The following is a 24,211-nucleotide window of genomic DNA, read 5'->3' as shown; positions in this document are numbered from 1 at the left end:
GAATGGGTAGGCGCGTTTATACGCAGGACCATCCCGACGAGGACGCTGTCGACGACCTGCTCGACGCCCAACCTCCCGGAACCGGCGCCGCACTCTCCCTACCTATCCCCGCGGGCGCATACGCCCGTATCCCGACCTGGCACAGCCGCCGCTACTGGCTGACCTTGTGCGAATGGATCGTCACTCACACCGAACGCGGCCGGGCCGCCCTCACACGCCACGGCATCGCCGCCCAGACGTTCCTGAGGGTCTGCGCCGCCCACGCCCACTACGCCGAATCGGCCACCGGCCGCCACGTCTGCGCAGCCCTGGCCACCCTCGCCACCAACGACAGCCTGTCGGTCGACCAACTCAAACGCGGCCGACGCGCACTGAAAACACTCGACCTCGGCGTCGAACTGGCCCGCGGCAAAAAACTCAACGCCACCGAACGTCAAGCCGCCGCCCGCCTCCACTCACAAGTCCACGGCCAACTCCCTGCTCGACCGCAGATCGGCGCTGCCAGCGTATGGGCACTCTCCGCACCCGCATGGGCCGTCGAGACCATGCCCGCACCGCCGACACCACGCCAGCAGCCACGGCGACGGCCGCGGCAACGAACGACACGCTCCGCTCCCAAGAGCGGAACCTCTGCCACCCGGTCTATTTCGCCAACCCAACGCAGCTCACTGGCTTCCGCACCCCAATCCCCTAGTGGTTCTTTATCCTTGTGTCTTTCCGTCAGGAAAGATCACCAAGCGCGCACACGCGCAGGCGAGAAGACCTCGACACCGACCACGTCCCGACCGCTGGCCCTCCAACGAGCAGCCGCCCAACTGATCGACCGCGTCCCCGCGCTACGCACGATCGTCGGGATCGACGAGGCAACCGGCAGACGCCGAGGGCACATCGGATCGGTCTGCGACCTCCTGACCGATGCCGGCATCGACACCGACCGCTGGACAGGCATCGACATCGCTCACGCCCTCAACCACGACGGCACCACTCGCGGGTGGACATGGCCCACCGCACACGCGATGACCTCGCCGCTACGGATGGTGGCATTTCGACTCTCCCGCCTCGATTGGTCCGGCCCCTCCCCCACCGAACTAAAGATCCACGGCCGAACGCACAAGGACGAAACCCCGACAGATGCAGCACACCGGATCATCAAGACCCGCCACCGTGCCCTCGTCGCCACCTCGATCCCCCAGGCTCGACCGGCAACCGGCGAACATCGACAAGCAGTGCGCGAACAGCTCGCGACGGACCTCGCAGCGAAGAGGACCGCTGCTGCACGCTGTGCTCGGTGAACGCGCCTGCCCATTCATGCACAACAAGGAAGCGTTACCTCGGCATGCAGATACCCCTCAGCCGCAGACGGCAACCGCCTCACGACGCGTAACCGACTGCCATACGTGCCCGCACCGCACGTGCGTCGACTTCGGGTCACCACCCTCGCCTCGACACCTCGAGCGCCCGGCGCCCTCGACGGCACGCATACGACTCGTTGACGCGGGCGTTTGCCGATATCACGGTCCCTATGTCAACCCACACTGCGCCATCCGTGACCCGACCGAGGAACATTCGGCACACGAGACAGGGCTCGAGTCCGCACGGTCCGGGTGAATACCGTCGGACACTCCGATACCTGCCATCTTGGAGGTCGATTCCGGCCACCGCCTCAGCAGGGAACAATCGAATCCGCGCCTGCGACCTCCGATGCCGGCCGCGGATCCGGTCGGTGTAGATGGCCGCGGAAGGCACAAGCTTGCCGAGGCGCTTGCGCTCGAGGATACGCGAACGGGTGACGACAGCGAGGCACCGACCACGACCGCCAGGGAATGACAGTCGTGTTCATCAGCCGCTTTGCTGCTACACACTTTTCAGCTCGCCTGTCTTCACCGGGTCCGACAGTCCCATGTGAATAGCTACGGACTCGAGTGCTTGGTCATCGAGTCGCCCATCCGCATCCCAGTCGACGTATGGGTCCAGGCCGGCGCCGGCCTGGACCGCCGTCGGTCCGGTCTCACGATCGAACCGACCGGCTGACAGAACAACGTCCCCGGCCGGTCACCGGCAACAGCAGGATCGAATGGGGACCAGCGGTGCGCTCGCCGAGGGCATGTCCACTGTCCAGCGGACACGCGAACGACTCCTGGGTTCAGAGACTGATCGCGGCACGAGCGGTCGCCGCAACGGCTGGATGCAGACCGGTCAGCCGCCCACTGCGGGCCCGCCCGGCAAGAAACTCCAACACCTCGAGTGTGGGGCTGTCGACAGCGATGGCAGCGAACGACGGACGGTCTGCCACACGCCATCCGAGTCCGAGGAGCACGGCGCGGATCTCGCGGTTCCACTCCTCGGCCGGGGCGCCGCTCGCAACGACAGCCAGAGCCGCCCAACCGGCCTGTCGCTCGAAATCGATCCTGCCTATCGGTAATCGGGACACGATGTGCCGCCACAACGCCACCGGCTCGTGGCGGGATCGGCGAGCGAGCGCGGTCGGTGTCACTCGCCCTTTCCGCACACCGATCAAACCGAGTGCCCGTGCGCTGGCACGCAACCGCGCCAGCGGCCGGGTCAGATCCTCACGATTCGCCGAGCCGATCCACCACCCGGTGATACCGGTCCGGGCGGCGAGCTGCTCAACCACCGCCGGTGGCAGGTAACCGGCAGCAGTGAGGTGCACTCCGTCGCCGATCGCGTCGAGCAGCTCGAGATACGGCTCGAGCAACTGCGCGGCCTCCGGCTCGTCGATCTCGACCACCGGAGGAGTAGCCGCCCGTTCCAGCAGGTGGGTCAGCGCCCGGTCACCGCGGTGCTCGAGTCGGGTGCGCAGCGCGGCGAGCTCGTCGGGTACGGGCACCGGCGCGGCCATCGCCGATGCGATTGCGGCCGTGGTCTCGGCGACATCGAAGCGGTCGGGATGCCACTCGAGCGGCAGCCAGTCGCGGACATCCTCGACGTCGTCGAACGGCGACGGAACCGATGTCGGGTCGCACCCTGCCCGCACCCACGCCGCCAGTTCGGTATAGCCCCACATCCCGCCGCAGTCCTCCGGCGGACAGGCCATCCGGCCGGCGGTGCAGCGCACCTCAGCAGGTGGTTCGTCGAGAACCGATTCGACCTGCAGGACGTGGTGCCAGCCGTCCCCGAAGTCGTAGTCGTACCAGAGGCGATCACCCGGGCCGCTCAGCAGCTGATCGAGCCGGACGGTGTCCTCGAGCACACCGTCCTCGCCCTCCTCGATGTCGAACGGCGTGACGAAATAGGGCGACCGGGGATCACCGCCCGTGCGGAAACGGTGCAGGTGACTATCGGACCAGCCCATGGCAGCCTGGATCGCCACATGCACCCGATCCAGGGTCAGATCACCGGGAAACTCGAGCCGACGCCACACCGGGGGCTTGGCACCGATCAGATCCAGCCGGACCCGAAAACCGCGAGTACGCGCCGGCACATCCCCGACGACAGGATCAGCAATGTGCAGGGCGTCGTCGAGCCATGCCTGGGCACCATCGGCTAGGAGCGCCTGCAGCAGGTCCTGTTGCTGTCGCGGGGTCAGCGAGGCAATCACCTGTTCGGCGTGCCGCCGTGCATCGTCTGAGGTCGCCACGATCATCAGTGAACCATCCGATCGTGGGTGCGTCCCGGTTCGCGGTGTGAGCTCATCGACAACACCGGCACACGCTTCGAGGTCCTCGGAGCACCCCGAACCTTGGTGGTACCCGCTGCGAACTCGTCGGGGAGTTCCTCGATCCGTGCCACCCCGGCCTCATTGACGGTCTTTCCTGCACCCGCTCGGCGTCGACCGCAGCGAACCATCCGGTACCGAGCACATCTGAAGCGGCGAGCAGCGAGGGAATCAGATCCGGGTCCGGGCTGCCCCCGGTATAGCGACAAGAGTGCCGTCGGCAAGCAGGATGCGGGCGTACTCGACCCGCGAGCTGATACAATTTCGTATAACACCAGTTGAGGAGATGGTTCCCGTGTCGATCGCATACGAACCGGAGATCGAACGCCGGCTACGAGCAGTACCCGCCCGCAACGAACTGGCCAAGATCCTCAAACTCCGCGCCGTCCACGACGCCGTGCAGGCCGGCTGGACCCAGCGACGCATCGCCGACGAGATCGGCGTCGAACAACCCGAGGTCAGCCGCCTGGCCAAAACGGCACGGCTCACCCCGCACGTCTGCGAGCGCAGCCCGCGTGAGGTGATGCTCGAACACGCCGCCGGAATAATCGACCACGCGGCGATGATGAGCGAACTCGAAAACTGGAACTACACCTTCGGCACCACCGACCCCACCGGAGAGACCTACCTCCCCGGCACCTGGGATCAGATCGAACGCGCCGGAGATCTGTTGTCCGACGAGGACTACCAGCACCTACTGAAGATCACCGCCGCCCGACGCAACGCCGCAGGACACGCGTAGTGGCGGACCTGCGCGCCGCCACAGCTGCAGTCCTCGAGCGCATGTGCGCGACCGGTGGCACCCTCGACCGCAACGGTGCCACCGCCTCACACCGGCTCTACGCCACCGACCCGCATCGGCGTCGCACCGTCGACCGGATCATCGAACGCTACCTCGCCGAACAGCACAACGTCATCCTCGAAGGCCAGTTCTGCGCCATCGCCACCGCCGGGGTACCCGGCGCCGGGAAATCCACCAGCATCAGACGCCACGGCCTCGCCGGGCAAGGCTGGCGCGTTCTCGACGCCGACCGCGTCAAGGACCACCTCATCCGCGACGCTCTCGACACCGGTATCTACCGGAGCATTCTCGAGATCGAACTGCCCGACGGCGGGACCATCATGCCCCGCGAGCTGTCCACCCTCGTGCACAGCGAATCGACAAAGGTCCTCGACGCCCTGCAAGAGGTGTGCATGCAGCGCGGGGAGAACATCGTCATCGAAGGCACCTTCAGCTGGCCCGGCCTCAGCGAACGCCTGCTGCGGCAACTCGGCGCCGCCGGCTACGAACGCTTCACCATCATGGACGTCGAAGTCCCCCGCGAACGCGCCCAACAGCAAGCCCTGCAACGCTGGTGGGACGGCCGTCAACACTCCGAGGACGGTCTCGGAGGCCGGTTCACTCCCGCCGCGGTCATCGCCGCGCTGTATCCAGGCGACGGCACCGGCACGATCTGCGCCGCCAACGCCCGTGCCGCCTTCGACCACCCCCTCACCGCCGAGATCCACTCGGTCGAACTGCTCGTCGACGACTACACCAGCGGCGAACTGATCCAACGAGTCGCCACCCGCTGCGACGGCATCCTCAGCTACGAATCGGCCACCGAACACTCCGACACCTGAGAACAACCGCCCGTCCGCGGAAATCACCGCAGCCATCCGCGTCGGGAACCGCGCTGGCCGCATCGTCGTTGTGCGTATGCACTGCCCACCGATTCCAGGAGAAACACTTTGACCGAACCTGACACGTTGTGGCACTACACCGACGCAGGTGGTCTGCTCGGCATCCTCGGTAGCAACCCGGAGCCGCGAGAACCCGGCGTCGTGGGTCCGCAGAAGTGCAAGCCGTCGTTTCGCGCAACAGCGGTCGAGTACCTCAACGACAGTCGGGAATTGATCCACGGCCTGGGAATCATCAAGGAGCAGGTGCTTATTCCCCGTGCCGAGGAACTGGAGACGATCGACTACCAGCCGGATGAGCCTCATCTGGTCGCCAACCCGAAGGAAAAGGCCGACTTCCTGCGCAAGCTCTGCGAGACGATCGACAGGGTGGAGCAGCGCACCTACAGCAATCACATCCACTGCTACGTCACATCGTTCTCCGCGCACAACGATGTGCTCAGCCAGTGGCGCGCCTACTGCGGTGGACTCGACGGATTCGCCATCGGCATCCGCAGGGATGCGCTCCCCGACCACCAGGAGGCGAAGGCCAAGAAGGTGCTGTACGACGACGACCCCAAGTCGTGGACGACAGTGACCGACTACGTGCACAAGTGGGTGGACTGGCGTCTCCACCGCGCAGAAGCCCCCGAGGCCAGTTCCGGAATGCTCGACCACTGCATCCGGGAGTTGTCCCGCTATGCAACGCAGTTCAAGCACAACGGCTTCCGCGAGGAAGGTGAATGGCGAGTCATTCACCTCGGCATGAGCGAGGGACCGACCTACCGCAACCGCGGAGCGAAGCTCATCCCGTACGTCACCTGGTCACTGCCCGCTGACGCCGTCGTCGCTGTCCGGGTCGGCCCGGGACCGAATCAGCACGAGAACTACCTGGCAGCCCAGGGAGCTCTGCACGCGTTCGGCTACACCACGGCCGCGCAGAACCTGACCGTCTCCCCCACCCCGTACCGATAACCGCCGTCGACCAGGCGACGTACCGAGCCGCACAAGTTCGGCTCAGACGTCGCCGGCCGCGGAGCCATTCAGCACTGGGTGCTCGCTATTCAGGACCGCAGCGATCCAGGTGGCGAGCTCGTCGGCCTCGCGTTCGACCTCATCGGGCGCGTCACCAACCTTACTCAAGCCCTGACCAGCACCATTTTCGTATTACATTAATGTGCATGGCTGACGAAACGATCGACAGAACCCCCGTCACCGACGAGATGATCGAGCAATGGGCAGACGAAGCCGAGGCAGGCTACGACGTCGCTGCCCTGCGTAAACGTGGGCGCCCCACTCTCGGAGAAGGCCCCGCAACCGTGGTCCCGGTCCGCATGGACAAAGCCCTACTCAAGGCTCTGAACACTCGAGCAGAACAAGAGCACGTATCCAGGTCGGAAGCCATTCGGGAAGCGATCCGCGCCTGGACCCGGGTCGCGTGAAAGCACACACATCCGCCCTTGAGCACGGAACCGACGAAGCCGACAGTCTCTACGCGGCCCAGCACCACGTCTACGCAGCCGATCCCGAGGGCGACAACCCGCGCGAGAGTTCCGGCTCGGATTCGACCCGAAAGGTTGTCTCCTGGAATTGGTTGTTCTGCGCTTCGACAGTGGCAACGAGCTTCTCATCCACTCGATGAAAGCCCGCCCTCAGTACGTCGATCTACTCCCCTGAGCGCTGCTCCGGTGATCGCCCCAAGCGCTCCCCCGAGGCGGCACACTGCTCGAATCCAAAAGCGCTCTCTCGAAGCCCAAGTCCCCTGCGCCGCAACTCTTGCCCCGTCCGGTCACAGACATCCGGCGAACCCTGCCACAGCGACGCCAAGCATCGTGGGTACGGGCGCGACGCCGCAGTTCGAGCGGCGACCGCACCGGACGCATCTCGACACCGAAGCCACACGCGCCCACCGCCAACACCACCGTAGCCCGACCGGAACTGATGGATAATCAGGGTTATCCATCACAATCGCTGCGGGAGAACTGTGTGAGGTTGGCGCCGGCAATCAGCGCCGTCCTGCGGCCCGGAGCACTCCCCGCTCGAGATGACCGAGCTCATTGGTGGATGCAAGTTGCCACCACTTCTGGGACCCCACGGGTCGGAAAACGTCGCGGAAGGCATGCCGGCGCTGAACCGTTCCACGCTAGATGCTCATTGACCAGTACCTTTTCACCCGATCGAGTGGTGTTCGTTCAGGACAGTGCACGCTCGTCGGTGCGGCGTCCGCGGGTAAGCAGGATGCCGAGTCCGACCATACCGACACCGAGAGTGAAGTGCAGCCAGTCGTCGGCGCTGTTGAGCGGGATGAAGTTGATCGCACCGCCCTTGTCGATCAGCAGTCCGAACACCCACAACCCGAGGTAGATCAGTCCCCCGAGCAGCAGGTAGATCCCTGCAGCGGAGGGAACGCGGGCCGCGGTGATACCGGCGATGCCGAAGAGCACGTGGACGAGGTTGTGCAGCACGGACACCTGGAACAGTCCGAACAACATTGCGCCGGAACTGTGTCCGGCGCCGGCGAGATGGTCGAGATCGGAGGTGACACCTGGAATGAACCCGAGAATGCCGACGAGCAAGAAGACGGTGCCGACAACCAGCGCGGCGGTCTGGACCGGGGTCGCGGTGAGTGAGCGTCGAGCCGGGCGGGAAGATGGAGAAGTCATCATGTGCCCCTTTCGCGCGGTCGATGCAGCATGCGTTTCTCCCATGTAGGTTGTCCGGCGTCGGTGAGCACCAAACCGCCCGGGACGGCGCAGGTCGAAGACCATCAAGGCGGATCCGACGGCCGCGGTGCGGGGCCACGGGATAACCAACGGTGTGTGACGGCCTCCTCGGCATCGCGGGCACGGCGCTCGAGGTGCCGGCGGGTTGCACCGTCGTGGTCGTTGATCCGAGCACGTACCAGGACGAGTTGATCGTGGATCGCAGTACGGTGCTCCTCGGTGCTCGCCTTCCGCGCCAACAGGTGCAGCATCGACAGCAGTGCCTCAGCGACATCGGGGTCGGCGGCGCCGTAGAGCCGCGGCTGGGTACACACCAGCTCCAACAGTTCGGTGAAGGTCGGCCGCGCGATGACCACGCGGACTCGGTTGTCGGAGTCGCACACCGCATACGGACCCAGGCGGGCGGTCAGCAACTCGACGAGCACCGCGGTGCACGCGAGCAGTCCGTGCACTGCGGTCGTCGGATCGTTGATACCCGGGGACAGGGCACGCACCACCACATCGGTGAGTTGACGTAGTCCGTAGCCGACGTCCTGGGCGGTGGTGCGTTCACTGCCGGTGCGCACCGCGCTGCGGATCCGGTCGTCGAGCCGGTCGAGTGGCTCACCGGTCAGGGGGTGTTGCGGGTGCACAGACCAGCAGCGCGCGATCGGGGTTCCCGCCACCACCGGACTGCCCACCGCACGATCGATCCACACGAGAGCCTCAGCGCGCACCGCCGCGTCGAGGACGGCGCGTTCGTCGATCTCGACCACGAACCCGGAATCGGCGGCTTCGACGAGGTGAGCGTGCGGCGGCGGTTCGGGCAGTAATTGCTCCGGTCCCCCGCCGGTGGTGACCCGCGGAAGGATATCCGCTGCCGTCGCGCAGGTGTCGGCGCGTACCTGGTCGAGGACGGTTTCGACGCGGATCTGCCGCACCAGATGGCCGAGGAACAGCACCAGCGACACCACACTGGCGACGGTCAGTGCATACGCCAGAGTCACGGCCAATTGGGGCACGAATTCGCTGGTGCCGACGTCGGTGTCGTTACGGACTGTCCGCAGCACGGTCAAGGCGTAGATGAAGGTGCTCAGGAACAACGCCAGGGTGCGTTGCACCACGCGGTCGGCGGCGAAGGTGCGCAGCAGCCGCGGCGAATACTGGCTGCTGGCCAGCTGCAAGGTCACCAATGTGAGGGAAAAAGTCAACGAAGTGACAGTGATGAGCGAGCCGGCGATCGCGCCGAGCACCTCCCGGGCCGCGTCAGCGCTCCCACCAAACAGATACCCGGCCACCTCCGCAGGCATGTGATCGTCGACGGCGGTGTCGAGTTCGGGCACGCCGATCCCGGCCAGCACCGCGAGCAGCACCGCCGCTGCCGGCAACGGCCACAAGCGCGACCGAAGCGCCTCGACAAGCACCCGGCGCCGCGCTCGTACGACATCGAACACCTGGACGTGCCCTCGAGGACCGGTCATGGCAACGTCGTGCTCCTCATCGACGGTCACCACCGGGTCGGGACGATCGGCGGTGACCACCGGATGCCGAATGAGCGACATCGTCCAGCACCGAACCGTTGCCGTACTGCTGGTGGCCGATCACGCTGAGGCTGCCGTCGGTTTCGAGCACCACGGCCGCGACCTGTCCCAGGTCGCCGAAACCGGAGGCGCGCACCGCTTGGCGTATCTCGCCGGGGCTGATCCGTTGCTGTGCCAGCGCCAGGTCGAGCATTGCACCGTGCTCGACGAGCAAAGTCGGATCGGCAGTGAGCACGGCGCGACTGCGAGGCCAACGAGAGGAAACGGCAGCGGCCAGAAACTGCAGCCCAGCCAACAGCACCAGCGCCACCGCGCCCTCGGACCACGACACATCGGAGCTGAGCAGGATCGTCGCCAGCGTCGAACCGAGAGCGACGGTGACGACCAGGTCGAAGGCGTTGAGTTTGGCCAGGGTTCGTTTTCCCGAGATCCGCAGCACGAACACCAGCCAGAGATAGGCGGCCGCACCGACGAGCACCACACGCATCAGATCGGACCAACTTCCGAACCACATTCGGCGGGCATACCCGCACCAGCGGGTGGGTACTCGCCGGGCCATGGCCACCGATCGCACCCACGCAGATCCGTCGCTGCGACTGTCCGTCGGCCGGGAGCAGGTCGTGATCGACAACCGGTACGAGACAGCCTCGATCGTCAACGACGTCCTGATCGCGGTGTTCTTCACCGTCGGTAGCGTGTTGTTCTTCTTCGACTCCACCCAGACCGCCGGTACCTGGCTGTTTCTGCTCGGTTCGCTCGATTTTCTCGCCCGGCCCGTGATCCGCCTGAGCCGGCGCACGCATCTGCGACGGTTGGGACATCACTCCGGTGCCACCGGCGGTGACTACGACTACTGACCGTCCGGATCTCACGCCTCGATCCGAACACACCGCCGACCGGACAGTGCAGGATTGCCAGGGGCCGATCCGGGAATGCGACCGTTATGCACATCGATGTCGTTCTTGCCGTGGTCGGCGCGCTCGGCGTGGTGGTGGCAGCGATTTCCTCGACGATGCGGCGCCTGCCGTTGTCCGAACCCCTACTCGGTCTGCTTGCCGGGGTACTGCTCGGGCCGCACGTGCTCAATGCGTTGCCGATCGCGCCGGTGACGGTCGAGCACGGCCTGTTCCATGAGCTCGCCCGGATCCTGCTGGCCGTGTCCGTCATGGCGGTCGCGTTGCGTTATCCCATCGCCGCAGTGCGTCGCCACACCCGCGCACTGGCCGTGTTGCTGCTGGTCGTCATGCCCGCGATGGCGGCGATCTCGACCGGACTCGGATGGGCGGTGGCCGGTTTACCGCTGGCCGCGGCGCTGCTGTTCGGCACCGCGATCTGCCCGACCGATCCGGTGCTGGCGTCGAGTGTGGTCACCGGCGATCTCGCCGAACGAGACCTACCCGCCCGGGACCGACAGCTGCTTTCGCTCGAATCCGGCGCGAACGACGGCCTGGCGCTGCCGCTGGTGGTCGCGGCGATCGCGGTCGCCGGCCCACTCAGCGCCGGTGCGGCGGTCAGCGAATCACTGTGGCAGGTCCTCGGCGCCCTGGTCACCGGCGCACTCCTCGGCGCCGTCGGCGGTGCAGCACTGCGACTGGGCGACAAGCACGGCGCCACCGCACACGGCCCGGCCCTGTTGTTCACCGTCGTACTGGCCCTGGGCATCCTCGGCGTGGCCGGTCTGCTGCACGTCGACGGGGTGCTCGCCGTATTCGTCGGCGGTCTGGCCTTCAACGCCGTCGGCACCGGCGCCGAACGGACTTCCGAGGTCGAGATCGACGAGGCCGTCAACAGATTCGCAGTCCTGCCGCTGTTCGTGCTGCTCGGCGCCGCCCTACCGTGGCAGCAGTGGACCCAGCTGGGCTGGAAGGCGCCCGCCCTGGTGGTCGCTGTCCTGCTGCTGCGGCGGATCCCGATCGTGCTGTTGTTGCGACGGCCGCTGCATCTACCGCTGCCCGACGCGGTGTATCTCGGCTGGTTCGGGCCGGTGGGGGTGTCCGCATTGTTCTATCTGACGATGGAAGCCGAAGGTCTCGGTGTCGACGACGCCGTGCTCGGTGCCGGCACGCTCGTGCTGGCCGCGAGCACAGTGGCGTTCGGTCTCACTGCCGCGGCCGGGCGCAACCTCTACATCCGGACTCGCAGCAGTGAAAGCCGTTCGCGCGCACCCGACGTCCATTGAGAACGTCGGTTTACGAGCGGCCGCCGGAGGCGGGCGATTGGGTGTACGGCGAGGCGGGTACGCGCCGCCCATGCAGATGTCGACTACGACGTGCCCGGATCCACCCGAGCGGTCGAATCGTGGATCCCGCTCCCTCGACCTTCTCGATCGGCGTAGGACAACACCCGAAGGTCGGCACCGATGACGTGGATCTTCAGCGTGCTCGGCGCAGCACTCATCGCGGTGGCGTTGCGGGACATCTACGCAACATTGTGGCATCCGCACGGGCTGGGCACGCTGAGCCGCTGGGTGTTCCGAATCGTCTGGTCGATCGCCGGGAGGATCCGCCGGCACGGCCGGGCGCTGGGCTCTGCCGGCCCGCTGGGCATGATCGCCACGGTGTTGCTGTGGGCTGCGATGATCGTGGCCGGGTGGGCGCTGATCTACCTTCCGCACATGCCGGGCGGATTCTTCTTCGCCTCTGCGCTGCAACCACAGTCGTCATCCGATCCGGTAGCTTCGCTGTATCTGTCGCTGGTGACCGTGGCCACCCTCGGCTACGGCGACATCACCCCCGCCTATCCGGCGCTGCGGCTGCTGATCCCGGTGCAGGCGCTGATCGGGTTCGTGTTGTTCACCGCGGCGATCTCGTGGATCTTGCAGATCTACCCGGCGCTGATCCGCCGCCGCGCCGCCGCCCGCGCGGTGAGCCTGCTGGCGTCGACCGATTCGGCCGAGGTCGCCCGGCATGGGGAGGCGAGCATTGCGTGCGCTCTGCTCGACGGCGTCACCGAGGCGTTGACCACCGTGGAGTTCGATCTGCGGCAGTACGGTGAAACCTATTTCTTCCGCGACGCCGAACCCGACCGGTCCCTGGCTGTAATGCTTGCGCAGGTGCCGGAGTTGGTCGAGGCGGGGGAAGCGTCGGCGGCGATGGAGGTGCGCCGCGCCGCAGTGCGGCTCGAGCGGCAACTCGGGTCGCTCACCGGCTATCTCGATGCCCGCTATCTGCACACCGGAGGATCGGTGGAGCAGGTCTGTGCTGCCTACGCCACCGACCACCGGCACCGGATCGCGCAGCGATAACCCGGCGCCGGCGGCGATGTCGTGTGAGCACATCAGTGGAGAGCTGTGAGCAGATCTCGGCAGGCCTGCTCACAGCGTCGGCACGCCTCGGCGCAGATACGGCAGTGCTCGTGATGGGAGCTGTGCCGGGCGCATTCGTCACCGCACACCTGACAGGCAGTGGCGCAGGCCTCGAGCATCGCCTTGGTGACCGTCGCGTTGTTGCCGGTCTGGCGCGAGAGGATTCGGGCTGTTGCCCCGCACAGATCGGCGCAGTCGAGGTCGGTGCGGATACACGTGGTCAGGTCGGCGACGGTGTCCTCGGCCAGGCACGCATCGGCGCAGGCGGTGCACGTCTGCGCGCAGTCGGTACACGCCTCGATGCAGGCGGCCAACACGCCCGTGTCGATGTCGCCCACATTCTTCGGGTAGCTCTCGAGCATGCTCGTTGCAGTGCCCATGACGATGCTCCTTGTCTTCGGGTGACGGATCCTCACGGAACAGCAAGTTCCGCTTCTTCTGTCGCGTACCCGAAGAACCACGCTCTCAACATGTCATACCGATTTTTCGGTGCCCGACAGTACCGCCGCCGCGGTGGACCAGCCCCGGGAGAATCGGGAGGTCAGGTCGAGCCGTTCCTCGGACACCGCTATGAGCAGCGGGTAACAATGGGCTGTGCGGGGGTGGTGTGCGGTTCGGCGGTGCGCACCGATGGCCGCACGCCACTGCCCGCCCATCACGGTGCACCGAAGGGATCGGCGCCGTTCGGCAGCTGCACCACGCAGGTGCCGGTTGAGCCGGACGGTGGGGACGCTGCTGCTTTAGGAGCGCTCGGGCCACGGCACGCTGGCCTGCAGCACCGCTTCGGTCAACGCCTCGGTGCGCCAGGTGGTCACCTGCTGGTAGTCGGGGTCGGCGACCATCTGCGAGAACGCGCTGCGGGAGGGATAGCGCACCAGCAGCACCGCATCCCACTGCCGGCCCGAATCGGCGACCAGCGCGGTCGAGCCGTCCCCGGCGTAGAGGACCTCGCCGCCGTAGCGTGGCAGAAACCTCTCGTGCAGTGCCGCGGCGTACCGGTCGTAGAGTTCTCGTCCGCCTTCGGCGAAACGCAGCAGATTCAGCATCACCACCGGCCCACCGGGATCCTCGGCAAGAAAACGTTTCAGGTCGGTACCACGCGGATCGACAGCCATGCCCGCAGTCTGGCACAGACCCGCGGTCGGGCTTGCGCGCGATTCCCGGCATTCGGGTATTCACGGGGGCATTCAGGACAAGTGCACCGGCGGTGGCGTACCGTCGACCGCGTGTGTGCACCCTGCCGTGTCCTCTCCCCCGGAAGGCAGACACGATGACCGATCCTGCCGATCCTATCGTCGTTCTGCTCGTCGAAGACGATCCCGAAGACGAGTTGATGACCCGGGAAGCCTTCGCCGACCACAAGATCACCAACACGGTGCACGTGGTGCGCAACGGCGAGCAGGCACTGCAGTTCCTGCACCGCCACTTCCCCTACACCGATGTGCCCCGTCCGGATCTGATCCTGCTCGATCTGAATCTACCCGGCCGCGATGGCCGTGAGGTGCTCGCTGAGATCAAGGCCGATCCGGAGCTGTCCGCCATCCCCGTGGTGGTGTTGACCTCCTCCGCAGCCGAAGAAGACCTGCTGCGCAGCTACCGGCTGCACGCCAACGCCTACATCACCAAACCCGTCGACTTCGATCAGTTCGCCGACGTGATCCGCAAGATCGACAACTTCTTTCTGCATGTGGTGCGGCTACCCGGCCGGTAGCACACACTCGGCACGCCCTGATCCCGAGACGCCGGCACCGACCGGTGCGGGCGACAGACTCGACGCTCGCACCGGGCGCGGTCTCTAGCGGTCCGGGCCCAGCTCCGGCGCCCTGACGAACACGAGCGCATCATCGCCGGCCACCCGAGTGTCGACGATCCGGTCGATGGTCTGCTGCCACTGCGCGCGCACGTCGTCGACGTCGGCGCCGGCATCGAGCCGATGCAGAATGTTCTGTTGGGCAACGTGATAGGCCATGGGGGTATCGATGTCGAACGAGGATAATGCCATGGGCGTGCACCCTACTGGCCCACGAGGCGATACCCAAAAACCCGGTTTCACCGCGGGTGCTTTGCGGATCGAAGGCCGCGGTACGGTCCCCGGGGCTTTGCTGTGCCGCACCACCGCTCTTCACCTGCACAGTCCTACCGTGCGACGTTCGGTTCTTACTGGGCACGAATTGACTTCGAGCGAACCGAGATATTGCAATCGCATAACCATCGTCGGTCGACCACGTCGGCGCCTTGGCACGTCTGCACCGGCTTACTAGGGTGGGTCATAGAACGAAAGTGCAAGCTCCATCGATGATTTGGATCTTCCCCACCGATCGCAATGGTTGCGCCTCCGCAACGAGCAGCGTTTCGAGGGGCGCGCCCCGTCCGGGGTGTCGTCGGCCGGATCGAATATCTCGGCCCCGCACTCATCCGGTCGGGACGGCCGAGCGAGCACCGCGCTCGATGTGGCCGCTTTCGTGGATTGGAGCGCACGATGCGAACCAGAAGCCGCCTGTCCGGCCTGCTCACCCTCCTGATACTGATCTGGTTGATCATCGGCGCCGTCGCCGCAGGACAACGCGGATACTACGGTGACGCCTCGACCAACTGCGCCAGCGTCGGCACCATCGCGGTGACCATCGCGGCCGGACCCCTGAACTACATGGGGATCAACCCCACCGTGGACTGCGAGTATCCGCAACCCACCAGTTGAGCAGGATCATGAACCCGCACTCCTCCGCCCACCCGACCGTGACCACCGAATGGATCAAGCTGCACCTGGACCGCATGCACGCGCCGACCTCAGCAGACCGGTCCGAGCGCGACACCACGTTCGGCGACACACGGCCGAACCCCTCCACCGATTCGCACTGAACTCGCCTCGGACAGCGCGCGGCGCCCGTGTCGAGCACCCCTCGAGATCTCGACCCATCACACTGCCCCACGCAGCAGTGATGTCACATCGCCCGTTTGGCCCAGGCATGTTGAAGCACGCTGAGGAACATCGATGAATCCCTACTATCCCCTCGCTATTGCTATCTACCTCCTCACGGCCGTGTGGCAGGGCACCCTCGGCATTTTCTGACCACACACGGCAATGCCCTGGTACCTGCTCCGGACCGATGAAGGGAGAAACCGATCATGCGTACCCACACCTCACACCGGGGCAGACGCTCCGGTGACGTCGACCCCTCTCCCGCCGATCCCGCACACCACACCGGCGTGGTCGAACCGACCCGCACCGGCCGGATGTTGGTGGCACTGGCCATAGGAGCGGTGGTCACCGTCGTGCTGCTGGTGTTCATCCTGCAGCACACCGAACGCACCGCTATTGCCTTCCTCGGCTGGGATTTCACCCTCCCGCTGGGCGTGGCGCTATTGTTCGCGGCTCTGGCGGGACTGCTGATCGCCGCAGTGATCGGCGGCGCCCGGATCTGGCAGCTGCGCCACGCCTACCGCAAAGCACAGTGACCCGGCGAGCGTCCGAACCGGCGCCCGGTCGATCACGACAAAAGGAGACCTGTGGAACCCCCTGCACGACATCGCCTACACACCCACCGCATCTCGGCCGCGCGTCGTCGAGCCTGGTCGCTCCTCGTTCTCGTGTTGACAGCGCCCCTGCTCGTTGCATGCGGGGCAGGGCAGATCACCCAAACCGATACCCAACAGGCCGCCATCAACGGCACCAATGCCGAACTCGGCGACCTGCTGCTGCGCAATGTGTACTTCGAGGCCGAACCCGCTGCTCCTGTCGTCCCCCGATACGGACAGGTCACCCTGGCCTTCACCGTCGTCAACCAGTCCTCCGCGCCCGACCGGCTCGTCTCGATCGACTCTCCCGCCGGAGAGTTGACACTCGAGGCCTCCGATCAGGCACGCGAACTGCTGCCCGGCAGTTCCCTGGCCGCCGGAGAACCCATCGAACAACTCCGACCGACCACGGCACCGGATCGACCTCTGACGGTGCGCGGCCGATTCCCCGCCGAAGCGATCCGACCCGGCCTGACCCACCCGGTGACCTTCACCTTCGAACGAGCCGGCACGGTCACCTTCGAGGTGCCCTTCGACGCCTGGACCCCGAACGAACCACTGCCCACCGAACGACCGCTCCCGCCTCTGCCGGCGAGCCCATGACCTCGCGACGATTCTGCGCGACAGAGGTTCTCGTCCGTGTCGGCGGCATATGCGGATCTGAATCGGTCCGGTTTGTCCTGACTGCACAGGGGTCACTCTCAAAGCATGAATCCCACCACTCACATCCGCATCATGTTGATCGCCGCTACTACAGCGATGGCACTGACCGGATGCTCGGCCATCTCCGATGAGGTTGCTCCCGTCCCGACCCCCGCCGTCGCCGCGGCCACCGCCACCCATACACCCGGCACCGTCCCGGTCGACACGACGGACAAGACCGCACCGGCCGACACCGACGCGGCGCTGACCGTCACCGACATCCGCACCGGCACACACGAGGGGTTCGACCGCGTGGTCTACGAACTCGGCGGCCTCGGCACCCCCGGCTGGCGGGTGGGCTACGTCGATCGCGCGATCGAGGTCGGCAGCGGCGAGACGGTGCCTGTCGCCGGTGACGCGGTCCTCGAGGTCCGGATCAGTGGCTCCGCCTATCCGTTCACCAGCGAGATCACGCCGTACACCGGCCCTTTCCCGGTCCGCGGGCGAGCAGGCGGCTCGGCCGTCGAGGTCACCGGCACGACGATCTTCGAAGGCGCCACCCAGTCCTTCATCGGCCTCGCAGCCCCGGGTCTTCCCTTCGCGGTGTACTCCCTCGATGACCCGGCCCGCGTGGTCATCGATGTCGCCCACTGATACAGGAATGCGCCGAGGAAAACCGCCGCAGCAACAATTGTCTCGACCCACCGGCGCGATCGCACCGACATCGGATGAGCGGAGTTCTCAACCGGAGCACCGACCGCGGGGTTCGTAGGTGAAGGTGAACGTGCACATCCCGGGCTCACTCGTGGTCAGCGCCGGGTGCACACGCAGCTCCGCTACCTCGGTGACCTGCCGATTGTGCAGGGCTGCTGCTGCCCGCTCGAGCGCGTCCTGGGACGACAGATGGCATGGAAGACGCAGAGTGAACCGGCGGGTGCTCATCCTGCCAGGATAGGAACCGCCCGGCTGCAGATGTATGACGGCACCGGACGCTCGCCATTCCTACAAACCACAGCATCGAATCGTCGCAGCCCGCGGATGGTTGACCGCGGGCACCGCGAGCACCTGCGGCGCGTGAACGAACTATGTCGAGAGCCCCTGCGTCCAGGTTGGACGGACAGTGACGTCCTCGTCCGCACCTGTCGGTGGTTCAGTCGGTGACCAGGGCTTGAGCTGCAATTTCCTTCAGTTTCGCATTGGCCCAACGCAATTGACGCAGCGTTTGAGGATGGCAGCGTTTCGTGGCGGCGAGCAGTTCCCGGTCACCGAGTGCTTGGGCGGTCTGGGCCAGGATCTCCCAGTCCAGCGAAACCCCGGCCGCCTTGCGGTGGATGTCGCGCAGGTCCCGCAGGAGCAGCAATGCCGGTGCGTGGTGCCGGCCGAGCAGTTCGCTACCTTTTTGCCGCACCTTTGCGAGCACCGTCGGGTCGTGGTCGGGCTCGGCGTCGAGATCGAGGCCGTAATCCTGTCCCACCCGAGCGAGCTCGTGTACATGCTGCTGCGACCATCCGGCGATATCGCGCGCGACGTGGAAGATCTCGTGGTCGACCTTGTGCCGGTCGGAGACCTGCAGCAACTCGCCGGCTAGATCGTTCTCCGAGCGGTGCAGCTCCTCGATCGCCAGGGCCAACTTGTTCATCACGCACCTCCACGCGAATCGGGAAGCTGCTCGGTGGCGGCCGCATCCGGCCCCCCCGACGGTCTCGGGCACCGCTAACTCGACCGGTTTCGACGCGGTCGTCGTCGGCGCCGCCGACGCAGTGCCGTCCGTGGCCCGGATGCGTTCGAGGCGGGCGGCACCACCTTTGAACAGCGGTTGCTTCGAGGCCGGATCCCAGTCGGTGAGCGTGAGTTCGTTCGCGGCCCTGCCGTCCTTGCCGCCCGGTTCGTGCCCGGCGCGGGTGTCCCAGTAGCCGTAATGGAACGGCAGGAAGACCACACCTCGACGGATACCGCTGATCCGCAGTTTCGCCTCCACCCGGCCGCGGGGCGTGGTGATGCGCAGCAGGTCCCCTTCCGACCAGTCGTGCCGGTGCGCATCGTGTTCGGACATCTCCACCCAAACCTCGGGGGCGGCCTGCTGCAGTTGCGGGGCCCGTCCGGTCTTGGTGCGGGTGTGGAAGTGGTACAGGGTGCGACCCGTGGTGAGGAAATAGGGATACTCGTCGGTCACCGTCTCGTGCGGCGGCAGGTATTCGCCGGCCTTGATGATCGCTTTGCCGTACGGGTTCATCGCCTTGTATTCGGTCGGTTCGAGCGGCGCGCCGGTGACCATGTCCCGGCCGTAGCTCTCGCAGTAGTCCGGAGCGGACCAGAACTGTCCGCCCTCATAGAGACGTTCGGTGCCGTCGGGATGGTCGTCGTTGCACGGCCACTGGATGCCGCTGCCGCCGCGCAGCTTGTCGTAGGTGATGCCGGTGTAGTCACAGGGCCGGCCGGCCGTGCATTGCTTCCAGCCTTCGAAGGCCTCCTCGGGAGTGGACCATTTCACCAGTGGGGCCCCGTCCTTGTCCTTCAGGCCCAGCCGATGGGCGTAGTCGATGAAGATGTCGAGATCGGGTCGGGCCTGCCCTGGGGGTTCGATCGCCTTCTCCGACAGATGTACCGTCCGATCGACGTTGGTGAACGTCCCGGTCTTCTCCCCCCACGTCGCAGCGGGTAGCACGACATCGGCCAGTTGCGCGGTCTCCGACAGGAAGATGTCTTGGACCACCAGGAACAGCCGATCCTGCGTGAGGATCTTGCGGATGCGGTCGAGTTCGGGCAACGACACTGCCGGATTGGTGCCGTTGACGTAGAGGAATCGGATCGAGCCGTCTTCGACGTAGCGCATCATCTGCATCAGGTGGGTCGGGGCGGTGTAGTGCGGGATCCGCATCGGATCGATGTTCCACACCCGCGCCAGCTCTTCGATGTGCGCGTCGTTGGCCCAGTTCCGGAAGGCCGGCAGATCCCCGTCGGCCCCGCATTCCCGGGTGTTCTGGGCGGTGGGCTGCCCGTTCATCTGCAGCACCCCACAGCCCGGTTTGCCGAGCATGCCCCGCACCAGATGAATGTTGTTGACCTGCACCGCAGCCGAGGTCGCCTGATGCGATTGGTAGAAACCTTGCAGCACCGTCGACAGCAACCGCTCGGAGGTACCCAGCAGGCGAGCGGCTTCCCGCAGGTCCTCGACCGGCACATCGCACACCTCGGCGGCTTTGTCGACCGGATAGTGCTCGAGTTGGCTCTGTAGTTCGGCGAACCCGACGGTGTGGGCCTCGAGATAGTCCCGGTCGATCCACTCGTTGCGCACGATCTCGTGCAGCAATGCATTCATGAGCATCACGTTCGTGCCCGGACGCGGTGCCAGATGCACCGTCGCCGCCCGCGCCACCGGGGTCTGTCTCGGATCCACACAGATCAGCGCCGGTGGATTCGGGCCGGCGAGCCGATCGAGGATGCGCATCCACAACACCGACTGCGTCTCGGCCATATTGTGCCCGTACAGGGCGATGACATCGGCGTGGTCGATATCGGTGTAGGAGCCGGGCTGCCCATCACAGGCGAACGACTCCTTGAGCGCCGCGGCGGCCGTCGCCGTACACAGACGGGTATTGCCGTCCATGTGGTTGGTGCCGATGCCACCATGGCCGATCAACGCGAGGGTGTAGTACTCCTCGAGGAACAACTGCCCGGTGGTGTAGAAACCGATCGAACTCGGGCCCCGTTCGTCGAGCAACTGCTTCGTGCGACCGGCGACCGCCTCCATCGCCGTATCCCAATCGGTTTCCACCAGCTTGCCGCGGCGCCGGATCAACGGTGCCGTGAGCCGATCCGGTGAGTGATTGGCCTGCCAGCCGAACAGGTCCTTCGGATCGAGTCGGCCGTGGTTGACCCGGTCGGCGGCGCGGCCGCGCACCCCCACCATCCGGCCGTCCTTGACGGCGATGTCGAGGCCGTCGCCGTTGGAATGCAGGATGGTCGCCGACTGCACCCATCGGTCTACGTCGTTGTCGGTCAATCCGTCGGCGAGGAAGGAATCGACTCGGGTCGGCCACTCCTGTCCGGGGCCGTACGGGGTGCGAGTGCCCCACGGATTTCCGATCCGGTCCGTAGACGTCATGTTCTCGGCGGTACCCCCGGCGGGGGTACGCAAACGTGGCACGGGAGCGAATTCTTTGCGTGGATGCAATGGTTGCCGTATTGCAGGGACTGACGGAGGATGACGCCCATGGACGCTCCGCCCCGTTCTTCCCGACGACGTTCGAAGAAGAAGTTCGATCGGCAGGTCGATGCGGTGATGTGGGCGTCGCGCGCACTGGTGGGGATTGCGGCAGCGTCGGTTGCCGAAGTGGAGGACCGAGTCAGCATTCCGCAGTTGCGCGTGCTCGTGCTGGTGGGCACACGCGGCCCGCTCAGTCTCGCGGTCGTAGCAGACGATCTCGGAGTCGATCCTTCCAACGCAAGTCGAACGGTGGACAAGCTGATCAAGCTGGGGTTGCTGGATCGACGTGATGCCCCGGAGGATCGCCGCAGACTCGCCTTGACGTTGACGCCGTCCGGTGCCGATCTCGTACAGACTGTCACAGACCATCGGCGTGATGCCATCTCCGCGGTATTGAAAAGGTTGAGTGCTTCGCAGCGCGACGACCTCGCGGTCGCCCTCGACGCCTTTGCGGTAGCCGCCGGCGAACCGATCACCGATGATGCGCTCACGTTGTTGTGGCCGATCCATCCGTGACCGGGTGCCGTGGCCGGGAGATCATGTAATGCGGGGCCGTGCCGCGAGAGCCATCCCGGTGGCGGTGAGTGCGCCGGTGACCGACGCCGCGAGCAGTCCGTGATGGCGGGACAGCCAGGCCTGCACGCTCGAGGTCCGGGCACGGTCGTCGAATTCGCCGTGGGCGCCGAAGTCCGTTCCGTTCGGCCCGTCCGCGGGATGCCAGAGCGCGAATACTGTTGGCGGGTAACTCCGTCCATAGCGATCTGGGTCCCGACGACGCTGCCGGCGCTCTGTTCGGGTGGCTGCTGACCATGCTGGGACAAATGGTCGGCTTTCCCGTGCCCGAGGGCGGGGCGGTACGTATCACCGAAGCACTGGTCCGTCGGCTCACCGGCGTACTGCCGGAGCGACCGTTCGTCTTGATGGGGCAGATGAGCACCACCGATCCGTCGCGTTCGCCACCGGGCACCGAAGCCGTGTGGGCGTACACCCACGTCCCCCGCCGAGACCTCGAATGGACCGCCGCGCGGCGAGAACGCTTCGCCGACCGGATCCAGACCGTCGTCGAACGACATGCACCAGGGTTCACCGGCCGCATCCTCGGTCGCGCCATCCAAAGCCCGATCGAGCTCGAACAACACAATGCCGTCCTCGTCGGCGGAGCCATCAACCAGGGCACCTCCGCCCTGCATCAGCAGCTGATCTTCCAGCCCACCCCCGGCCTGGGACGGGCCGACACCCCCGTCGACCGGGTGTTCCTGGCCGGGCCGCACTCGCTCGCGAGGGCACATGGAGTGGGGTCTATCGCACAGCGATACAAGCGCTGCAGCAGACGTTGATGCGATAAACACCCACTCCGTGCCCTCAACCCTCTCTTGGAAGGGTGCAGGGGACGGTTCGCGTCATGGTGATCGGGCACCCCGACCACGAGAGATCTCTGCGACGAACAGCTATTTCTGTAAAGCTATCGCCAGTCAGCGGAGATGGCACATGGCTCGCGTCAGTTTGGCCACCCGCCCGGATCAGCGGCAGATCAAGATGCACGCAGTGCGATGCGTGCATGCAACGCACGCGTTGCATTGCGTGCACTTCGGGCGGTGCCTCGGCCGATCGGGCGTCCATATGTCGACTTGGCTCGCTCTGCTTCCCGAAACCGGCCACCGCCGATTGACCATTGGGGCACGTAGCCTCCATGTGTCGGCACCCATCGCCTATGGTCGGCACCGGTACGGAACCAACCTCGCTCTCCTAGCGGCAGGGGCTTCTCGCGGGACACGCCGACCGGCATCGGATACTTGGAGTTCGTGCTCGGCCTACTCACCTTTCGTGCGCCGATGGTGTCCTTCTTGCGGTCCGGGGGTCTCAATGCGATAGGGTCGCAAGCGGTGTGCCGGGAAGTCTGGTCGGCGAGAACATGTTGTCGTAGTCGACCCGAAGGACCGTTGTGTTTGCGCCGATCTGCCTCACCCTCACCTGTCCTGGCAATCACGATGTGCTACTCGCCCAGTGACCGGTCTGCACACCAAGTACCCCTATCGCAGTCCCGGTGACCACATCTTTGTGCAGTCCTCGTGTCGCCGCCTGTTGTCCGGTACGAAGCAGCGGTACGAGGTTCGGTACGTCGACAGTGCGCTGGGTGCCACCGGTGTGGTCACCAGCGGCACCCGATCCGCGTTGCCGGCAATCGTAGTGGTGGCCGGTACGGAGGTTCCGGCTGCGGCGATGACGGCACTGATCGATGTCCTCGGTCCGTCCCGGCAGGTTTTCATCGTCGACCCGCCGGGGATGCCGGGTTTGAGCGACCCGCGATATCCCGTCCGAGATCTCTGGACCGTTTACGGGCAGTGGTTCGACACGGTGTTGGCCCAGCTGACGTCCTCACCGGTGACCGTGATCGGGTACGGATTCGGTGCCGCGATCGCCGTATCGGCGCCACGCCACGTGCACGTCACCGATCTCGTGTTGGCCGCCCCGATCGGGTTGTCCCCGATCCGGCAGACCGCGGCGTCACGATGGCACCGGTGGCGGTGGCACACCGACGCCGATCCGCAGTCGGCAGAGCGGTTCCTGCGTGTGGTGACCGGTACCGGTTTCAAGCCCGATGCGGACTTGGTGGCGTTGTACTGCACTATCGGTGCGCACTACCTTCCGCCCCGGATCCGGCCATTGGTCCCCGACGACGCGATCACACAAAAGGCAGAGCACGTCCCGATCACGATCGCAGTCGGTGGAGACGACCCTTTCCTGACCGAGCCCGTGCGCGGCGCGCTCGGCGGGCGGGTACCCCAGGCATCGATCCACCTGCTCGACGGCGTCGGGCATCTGATCCCGCTCGAAGCCCCCGAACAGCTCGCCGCACTCGCCGACTCTGCGATATCCACCGCCCCCTCCCCCGCGATACAGCGGCCCGGACGATCGAGCACCAGCAACCACGTCGAGGACATGTGATGTCGAATATCTTCTCCG

25 protein-coding genes and 3 pseudogenes are annotated in these 24,211 nt (G+C 65.9%); 17 read left to right on the top strand and 11 right to left on the bottom strand.

Annotated elements, in window-relative coordinates; all coding sequences use genetic code 11:
• The first annotated feature begins 2 nt into the window (after positions 1-2).
• Entirely contained in the window at positions 3-1,292 is a 1,290-nt protein-coding gene (locus C6Y44_RS26780; RefSeq protein ID WP_192378978.1) for a Rep protein, read from the top strand.
• A gap of 851 nt (positions 1,293-2,143) precedes the next feature.
• On the opposite strand, the gene C6Y44_RS26775 is transcribed toward C6Y44_RS26780, so the two are convergent.
• Both C6Y44_RS26775 and C6Y44_RS28295 read right to left on the bottom strand, forming a co-directional pair.
• Complete coding sequence (locus C6Y44_RS26775; protein ID WP_159419359.1) at positions 2,144-3,604, bottom strand: plasmid pRiA4b ORF-3 family protein; 1,461 nt, start codon at positions 3,602-3,604, stop codon at positions 2,144-2,146.
• 146 nt (positions 3,605-3,750) lie between these two features.
• Positions 3,751-3,925 (bottom strand): annotated as a pseudogene (locus C6Y44_RS28295) (IMP dehydrogenase); the annotation flags it as partial.
• Between the two features lie 46 nt (positions 3,926-3,971).
• Here C6Y44_RS28295 and C6Y44_RS26770 point away from each other — a divergent pair.
• The 5 genes and pseudogenes from C6Y44_RS26770 to C6Y44_RS28290 all read left to right on the top strand — a co-directional run bounded on the left by C6Y44_RS26770 (position 3,972) and on the right by C6Y44_RS28290 (position 7,012).
• A complete protein-coding gene (locus C6Y44_RS26770; protein ID WP_308257016.1) occupies positions 3,972-4,418 on the top strand; it encodes a hypothetical protein in 447 nt (148 codons plus the stop codon).
• A complete protein-coding gene (locus C6Y44_RS26765; RefSeq protein ID WP_225623875.1) occupies positions 4,418-5,299 on the top strand; it encodes a zeta toxin family protein in 882 nt (293 codons plus the stop codon). Before C6Y44_RS26770 ends, C6Y44_RS26765 begins: the two co-directional genes overlap by 1 nt.
• 108 nt (positions 5,300-5,407) lie before the next feature.
• Complete coding sequence (locus C6Y44_RS26760; RefSeq protein WP_159419361.1) at positions 5,408-6,310, top strand: DUF2971 domain-containing protein; 903 nt, start codon at positions 5,408-5,410, stop codon at positions 6,308-6,310.
• 206 nt (positions 6,311-6,516) lie between these two features.
• On the top strand, positions 6,517-6,777 hold the full coding sequence (locus C6Y44_RS26755) for a ribbon-helix-helix domain-containing protein (protein ID WP_085471015.1): 261 nt from the start codon (positions 6,517-6,519) through the stop codon (positions 6,775-6,777).
• A pseudogene (locus C6Y44_RS28290) lies at positions 6,774-7,012 on the top strand (toxin). The gene C6Y44_RS26755 and the pseudogene C6Y44_RS28290 overlap by 4 nt, the downstream one beginning before the upstream one ends.
• Positions 7,013-7,527: 515 nt before the next feature.
• On the opposite strand, the gene C6Y44_RS26750 reads toward C6Y44_RS28290, so the two are convergent.
• From C6Y44_RS26750 to C6Y44_RS26740, 3 genes are all read right to left on the bottom strand, one after another.
• Positions 7,528-7,998, bottom strand: a complete 471-nt coding sequence (locus C6Y44_RS26750) for a DUF4383 domain-containing protein (RefSeq protein WP_159419362.1) — start codon at positions 7,996-7,998, stop codon at positions 7,528-7,530.
• Positions 7,999-8,102: 104 nt separating this feature from the next.
• Positions 8,103-9,518, bottom strand: a complete 1,416-nt coding sequence (locus C6Y44_RS26745; protein ID WP_192379115.1) for a DUF2254 domain-containing protein — start codon at positions 9,516-9,518, stop codon at positions 8,103-8,105.
• Between the two features lie 16 nt (positions 9,519-9,534).
• The gene (locus tag C6Y44_RS26740) at positions 9,535-10,092 is read right to left on the bottom strand and encodes a DUF421 domain-containing protein (RefSeq protein ID WP_159419363.1); all 558 of its coding nucleotides are present in this window, start codon (positions 10,090-10,092) and stop codon (positions 9,535-9,537) included.
• A gap of 43 nt (positions 10,093-10,135) precedes the next feature.
• Between C6Y44_RS26740 and C6Y44_RS26735 the strand changes: the two genes are divergently transcribed.
• The 3 genes from C6Y44_RS26735 to C6Y44_RS26725 all read left to right on the top strand — a co-directional run bounded on the left by C6Y44_RS26735 (position 10,136) and on the right by C6Y44_RS26725 (position 12,822).
• On the top strand, positions 10,136-10,435 hold the full coding sequence (locus C6Y44_RS26735; protein ID WP_019290542.1) for a YrhK family protein: 300 nt from the start codon (positions 10,136-10,138) through the stop codon (positions 10,433-10,435).
• 86 nt (positions 10,436-10,521) lie between these two features.
• Positions 10,522-11,757, top strand: coding sequence for a cation:proton antiporter domain-containing protein (locus C6Y44_RS26730; RefSeq protein WP_159419364.1), 1,236 nt, complete (start codon positions 10,522-10,524; stop codon positions 11,755-11,757).
• A 180-nt stretch (positions 11,758-11,937) separates the two neighbouring features.
• Complete coding sequence (locus C6Y44_RS26725) at positions 11,938-12,822, top strand: potassium channel family protein (RefSeq protein WP_159419365.1); 885 nt, start codon at positions 11,938-11,940, stop codon at positions 12,820-12,822.
• 32 nt (positions 12,823-12,854) lie between these two features.
• Here the strand turns inward: C6Y44_RS26725 and C6Y44_RS26720 are convergent, their stop codons facing one another.
• Together C6Y44_RS26720 and C6Y44_RS26715 are read right to left on the bottom strand one after the other, a co-directional pair.
• On the bottom strand, positions 12,855-13,262 hold the full coding sequence (locus tag C6Y44_RS26720) for a four-helix bundle copper-binding protein (RefSeq protein WP_159419366.1): 408 nt from the start codon (positions 13,260-13,262) through the stop codon (positions 12,855-12,857).
• A 360-nt stretch (positions 13,263-13,622) separates the two neighbouring features.
• On the bottom strand, positions 13,623-13,997 hold the full coding sequence (locus tag C6Y44_RS26715) for a DUF1330 domain-containing protein (RefSeq protein WP_159419367.1): 375 nt from the start codon (positions 13,995-13,997) through the stop codon (positions 13,623-13,625).
• A 155-nt stretch (positions 13,998-14,152) separates the two neighbouring features.
• Between C6Y44_RS26715 and C6Y44_RS26710 the strand changes: the two genes are divergently transcribed.
• Positions 14,153-14,593, top strand: coding sequence for a response regulator (locus C6Y44_RS26710; RefSeq protein WP_159419368.1), 441 nt, complete (start codon positions 14,153-14,155; stop codon positions 14,591-14,593).
• 84 nt (positions 14,594-14,677) lie between these two features.
• Here the strand turns inward: C6Y44_RS26710 and C6Y44_RS26705 are convergent, their stop codons facing one another.
• Positions 14,678-14,884, bottom strand: coding sequence for a hypothetical protein (locus C6Y44_RS26705; RefSeq protein ID WP_159419369.1), 207 nt, complete (start codon positions 14,882-14,884; stop codon positions 14,678-14,680).
• A gap of 477 nt (positions 14,885-15,361) precedes the next feature.
• Here C6Y44_RS26705 and C6Y44_RS26700 point away from each other — a divergent pair, with 477 nt between their 5' ends.
• The 4 genes from C6Y44_RS26700 (at position 15,362) to C6Y44_RS26685 (ending at position 17,694) form a co-directional block, all read left to right on the top strand.
• Positions 15,362-15,580 carry a hypothetical protein gene (locus C6Y44_RS26700; protein WP_159419370.1) on the top strand — a complete coding sequence of 73 codons (219 nt, stop codon included), beginning with the start codon at positions 15,362-15,364 and terminating at the stop codon, positions 15,578-15,580.
• A gap of 428 nt (positions 15,581-16,008) precedes the next feature.
• Complete coding sequence (locus C6Y44_RS26695; RefSeq protein ID WP_225623874.1) at positions 16,009-16,338, top strand: lipopolysaccharide assembly protein LapA domain-containing protein; 330 nt, start codon at positions 16,009-16,011, stop codon at positions 16,336-16,338.
• 51 nt (positions 16,339-16,389) lie between these two features.
• Positions 16,390-17,001, top strand: a complete 612-nt coding sequence (locus tag C6Y44_RS26690; protein ID WP_225623873.1) for a copper chaperone PCu(A)C — start codon at positions 16,390-16,392, stop codon at positions 16,999-17,001.
• A 105-nt stretch (positions 17,002-17,106) separates the two neighbouring features.
• Positions 17,107-17,694 carry an AMIN-like domain-containing (lipo)protein gene (locus C6Y44_RS26685; RefSeq protein WP_159419371.1) on the top strand — a complete coding sequence of 196 codons (588 nt, stop codon included), beginning with the start codon at positions 17,107-17,109 and terminating at the stop codon, positions 17,692-17,694.
• A gap of 87 nt (positions 17,695-17,781) precedes the next feature.
• On the opposite strand, the gene C6Y44_RS26680 is transcribed toward C6Y44_RS26685, so the two are convergent.
• The 3 genes and pseudogenes from C6Y44_RS26680 to C6Y44_RS26675 all read right to left on the bottom strand — a co-directional run bounded on the left by C6Y44_RS26680 (position 17,782) and on the right by C6Y44_RS26675 (position 21,145).
• Complete coding sequence (locus C6Y44_RS26680) at positions 17,782-17,982, bottom strand: hypothetical protein (RefSeq protein ID WP_159419372.1); 201 nt, start codon at positions 17,980-17,982, stop codon at positions 17,782-17,784.
• A 208-nt stretch (positions 17,983-18,190) separates the two neighbouring features.
• On the bottom strand, positions 18,191-18,679 hold the full coding sequence (locus tag C6Y44_RS28285; protein WP_159419373.1) for a hypothetical protein: 489 nt from the start codon (positions 18,677-18,679) through the stop codon (positions 18,191-18,193).
• A pseudogene (locus tag C6Y44_RS26675) lies at positions 18,679-21,145 on the bottom strand (molybdopterin oxidoreductase family protein). Before C6Y44_RS26675 ends, C6Y44_RS28285 begins: the two are co-directional and overlap by 1 nt.
• Before the next feature lie 108 nt (positions 21,146-21,253).
• On the opposite strand from C6Y44_RS26675, the gene C6Y44_RS26670 reads away from it, so the two are divergent.
• The 3 genes from C6Y44_RS26670 (at position 21,254) to C6Y44_RS26655 (ending at position 24,193) form a co-directional block, all read left to right on the top strand.
• On the top strand, positions 21,254-21,763 hold the full coding sequence (locus C6Y44_RS26670; RefSeq protein WP_159419375.1) for a MarR family winged helix-turn-helix transcriptional regulator: 510 nt from the start codon (positions 21,254-21,256) through the stop codon (positions 21,761-21,763).
• A 305-nt stretch (positions 21,764-22,068) separates the two neighbouring features.
• Complete coding sequence (locus C6Y44_RS26660; RefSeq protein ID WP_404817811.1) at positions 22,069-22,584, top strand: phytoene desaturase family protein; 516 nt, start codon at positions 22,069-22,071, stop codon at positions 22,582-22,584.
• Between the two features lie 667 nt (positions 22,585-23,251).
• Positions 23,252-24,193 (top strand): alpha/beta fold hydrolase, encoded by a 942-nt coding sequence (locus C6Y44_RS26655; protein ID WP_192378976.1) that lies wholly within the window; start codon positions 23,252-23,254, stop codon positions 24,191-24,193.
• Positions 24,194-24,211: the final 18 nt, after the last annotated feature.

The sequence above is a fragment of the Rhodococcus rhodochrous genome (assembly GCF_014854695.1).
In the GTDB taxonomy this organism is placed as follows: domain Bacteria; phylum Actinomycetota; class Actinomycetes; order Mycobacteriales; family Mycobacteriaceae; genus Rhodococcus.
The sequence above is the reverse complement of the archived record's forward strand: the minus strand, read 5'-3'. Positions and strand labels throughout refer to the sequence as shown.

What these genes read in the sequence shown, in the direction of transcription:
- C6Y44_RS26740 (WP_159419363.1), bottom strand. Translation starts at nt 10,092, where the DNA reads ATGTGGTTCGGAAGTTGGTCCGATCTGATGCGTGTGGTGCTCGTCGGT.
- C6Y44_RS26710 (WP_159419368.1), top strand. Translation starts at nt 14,153, where the DNA reads ATGACCGATCCTGCCGATCCTATCGTCGTTCTGCTCGTCGAAGACGAT.
- C6Y44_RS28285 (WP_159419373.1), bottom strand. Translation starts at nt 18,679, where the DNA reads ATGAACAAGTTGGCCCTGGCGATCGAGGAGCTGCACCGCTCGGAGAAC.
- C6Y44_RS26780 (WP_192378978.1), top strand. Translation starts at nt 3, where the DNA reads ATGGGTAGGCGCGTTTATACGCAGGACCATCCCGACGAGGACGCTGTC.
- C6Y44_RS26680 (WP_159419372.1), bottom strand. Translation starts at nt 17,982, where the DNA reads ATGAGCACCCGCCGGTTCACTCTGCGTCTTCCATGCCATCTGTCGTCC.
- C6Y44_RS26685 (WP_159419371.1), top strand. Translation starts at nt 17,107, where the DNA reads ATGAATCCCACCACTCACATCCGCATCATGTTGATCGCCGCTACTACA.
- C6Y44_RS26720 (WP_159419366.1), bottom strand. Translation starts at nt 13,262, where the DNA reads ATGGGCACTGCAACGAGCATGCTCGAGAGCTACCCGAAGAATGTGGGC.
- C6Y44_RS26730 (WP_159419364.1), top strand. Translation starts at nt 10,522, where the DNA reads ATGCACATCGATGTCGTTCTTGCCGTGGTCGGCGCGCTCGGCGTGGTG.
- C6Y44_RS26695 (WP_225623874.1), top strand. Translation starts at nt 16,009, where the DNA reads ATGCGTACCCACACCTCACACCGGGGCAGACGCTCCGGTGACGTCGAC.
- C6Y44_RS26755 (WP_085471015.1), top strand. Translation starts at nt 6,517, where the DNA reads ATGGCTGACGAAACGATCGACAGAACCCCCGTCACCGACGAGATGATC.
- C6Y44_RS26735 (WP_019290542.1), top strand. Translation starts at nt 10,136, where the DNA reads ATGGCCACCGATCGCACCCACGCAGATCCGTCGCTGCGACTGTCCGTC.
- C6Y44_RS26750 (WP_159419362.1), bottom strand. Translation starts at nt 7,998, where the DNA reads ATGACTTCTCCATCTTCCCGCCCGGCTCGACGCTCACTCACCGCGACC.
- C6Y44_RS26715 (WP_159419367.1), bottom strand. Translation starts at nt 13,997, where the DNA reads ATGGCTGTCGATCCGCGTGGTACCGACCTGAAACGTTTTCTTGCCGAG.
- C6Y44_RS26725 (WP_159419365.1), top strand. Translation starts at nt 11,938, where the DNA reads ATGACGTGGATCTTCAGCGTGCTCGGCGCAGCACTCATCGCGGTGGCG.
- C6Y44_RS26670 (WP_159419375.1), top strand. Translation starts at nt 21,254, where the DNA reads ATGGACGCTCCGCCCCGTTCTTCCCGACGACGTTCGAAGAAGAAGTTC.
- C6Y44_RS26775 (WP_159419359.1), bottom strand. Translation starts at nt 3,604, where the DNA reads ATGATCGTGGCGACCTCAGACGATGCACGGCGGCACGCCGAACAGGTG.
- C6Y44_RS26700 (WP_159419370.1), top strand. Translation starts at nt 15,362, where the DNA reads ATGCGAACCAGAAGCCGCCTGTCCGGCCTGCTCACCCTCCTGATACTG.
- C6Y44_RS26745 (WP_192379115.1), bottom strand. Translation starts at nt 9,518, where the DNA reads ATGACCGGTCCTCGAGGGCACGTCCAGGTGTTCGATGTCGTACGAGCG.
- C6Y44_RS26705 (WP_159419369.1), bottom strand. Translation starts at nt 14,884, where the DNA reads ATGGCATTATCCTCGTTCGACATCGATACCCCCATGGCCTATCACGTT.
- C6Y44_RS26660 (WP_404817811.1), top strand. Translation starts at nt 22,069, where the DNA reads ATGGTCGGCTTTCCCGTGCCCGAGGGCGGGGCGGTACGTATCACCGAA.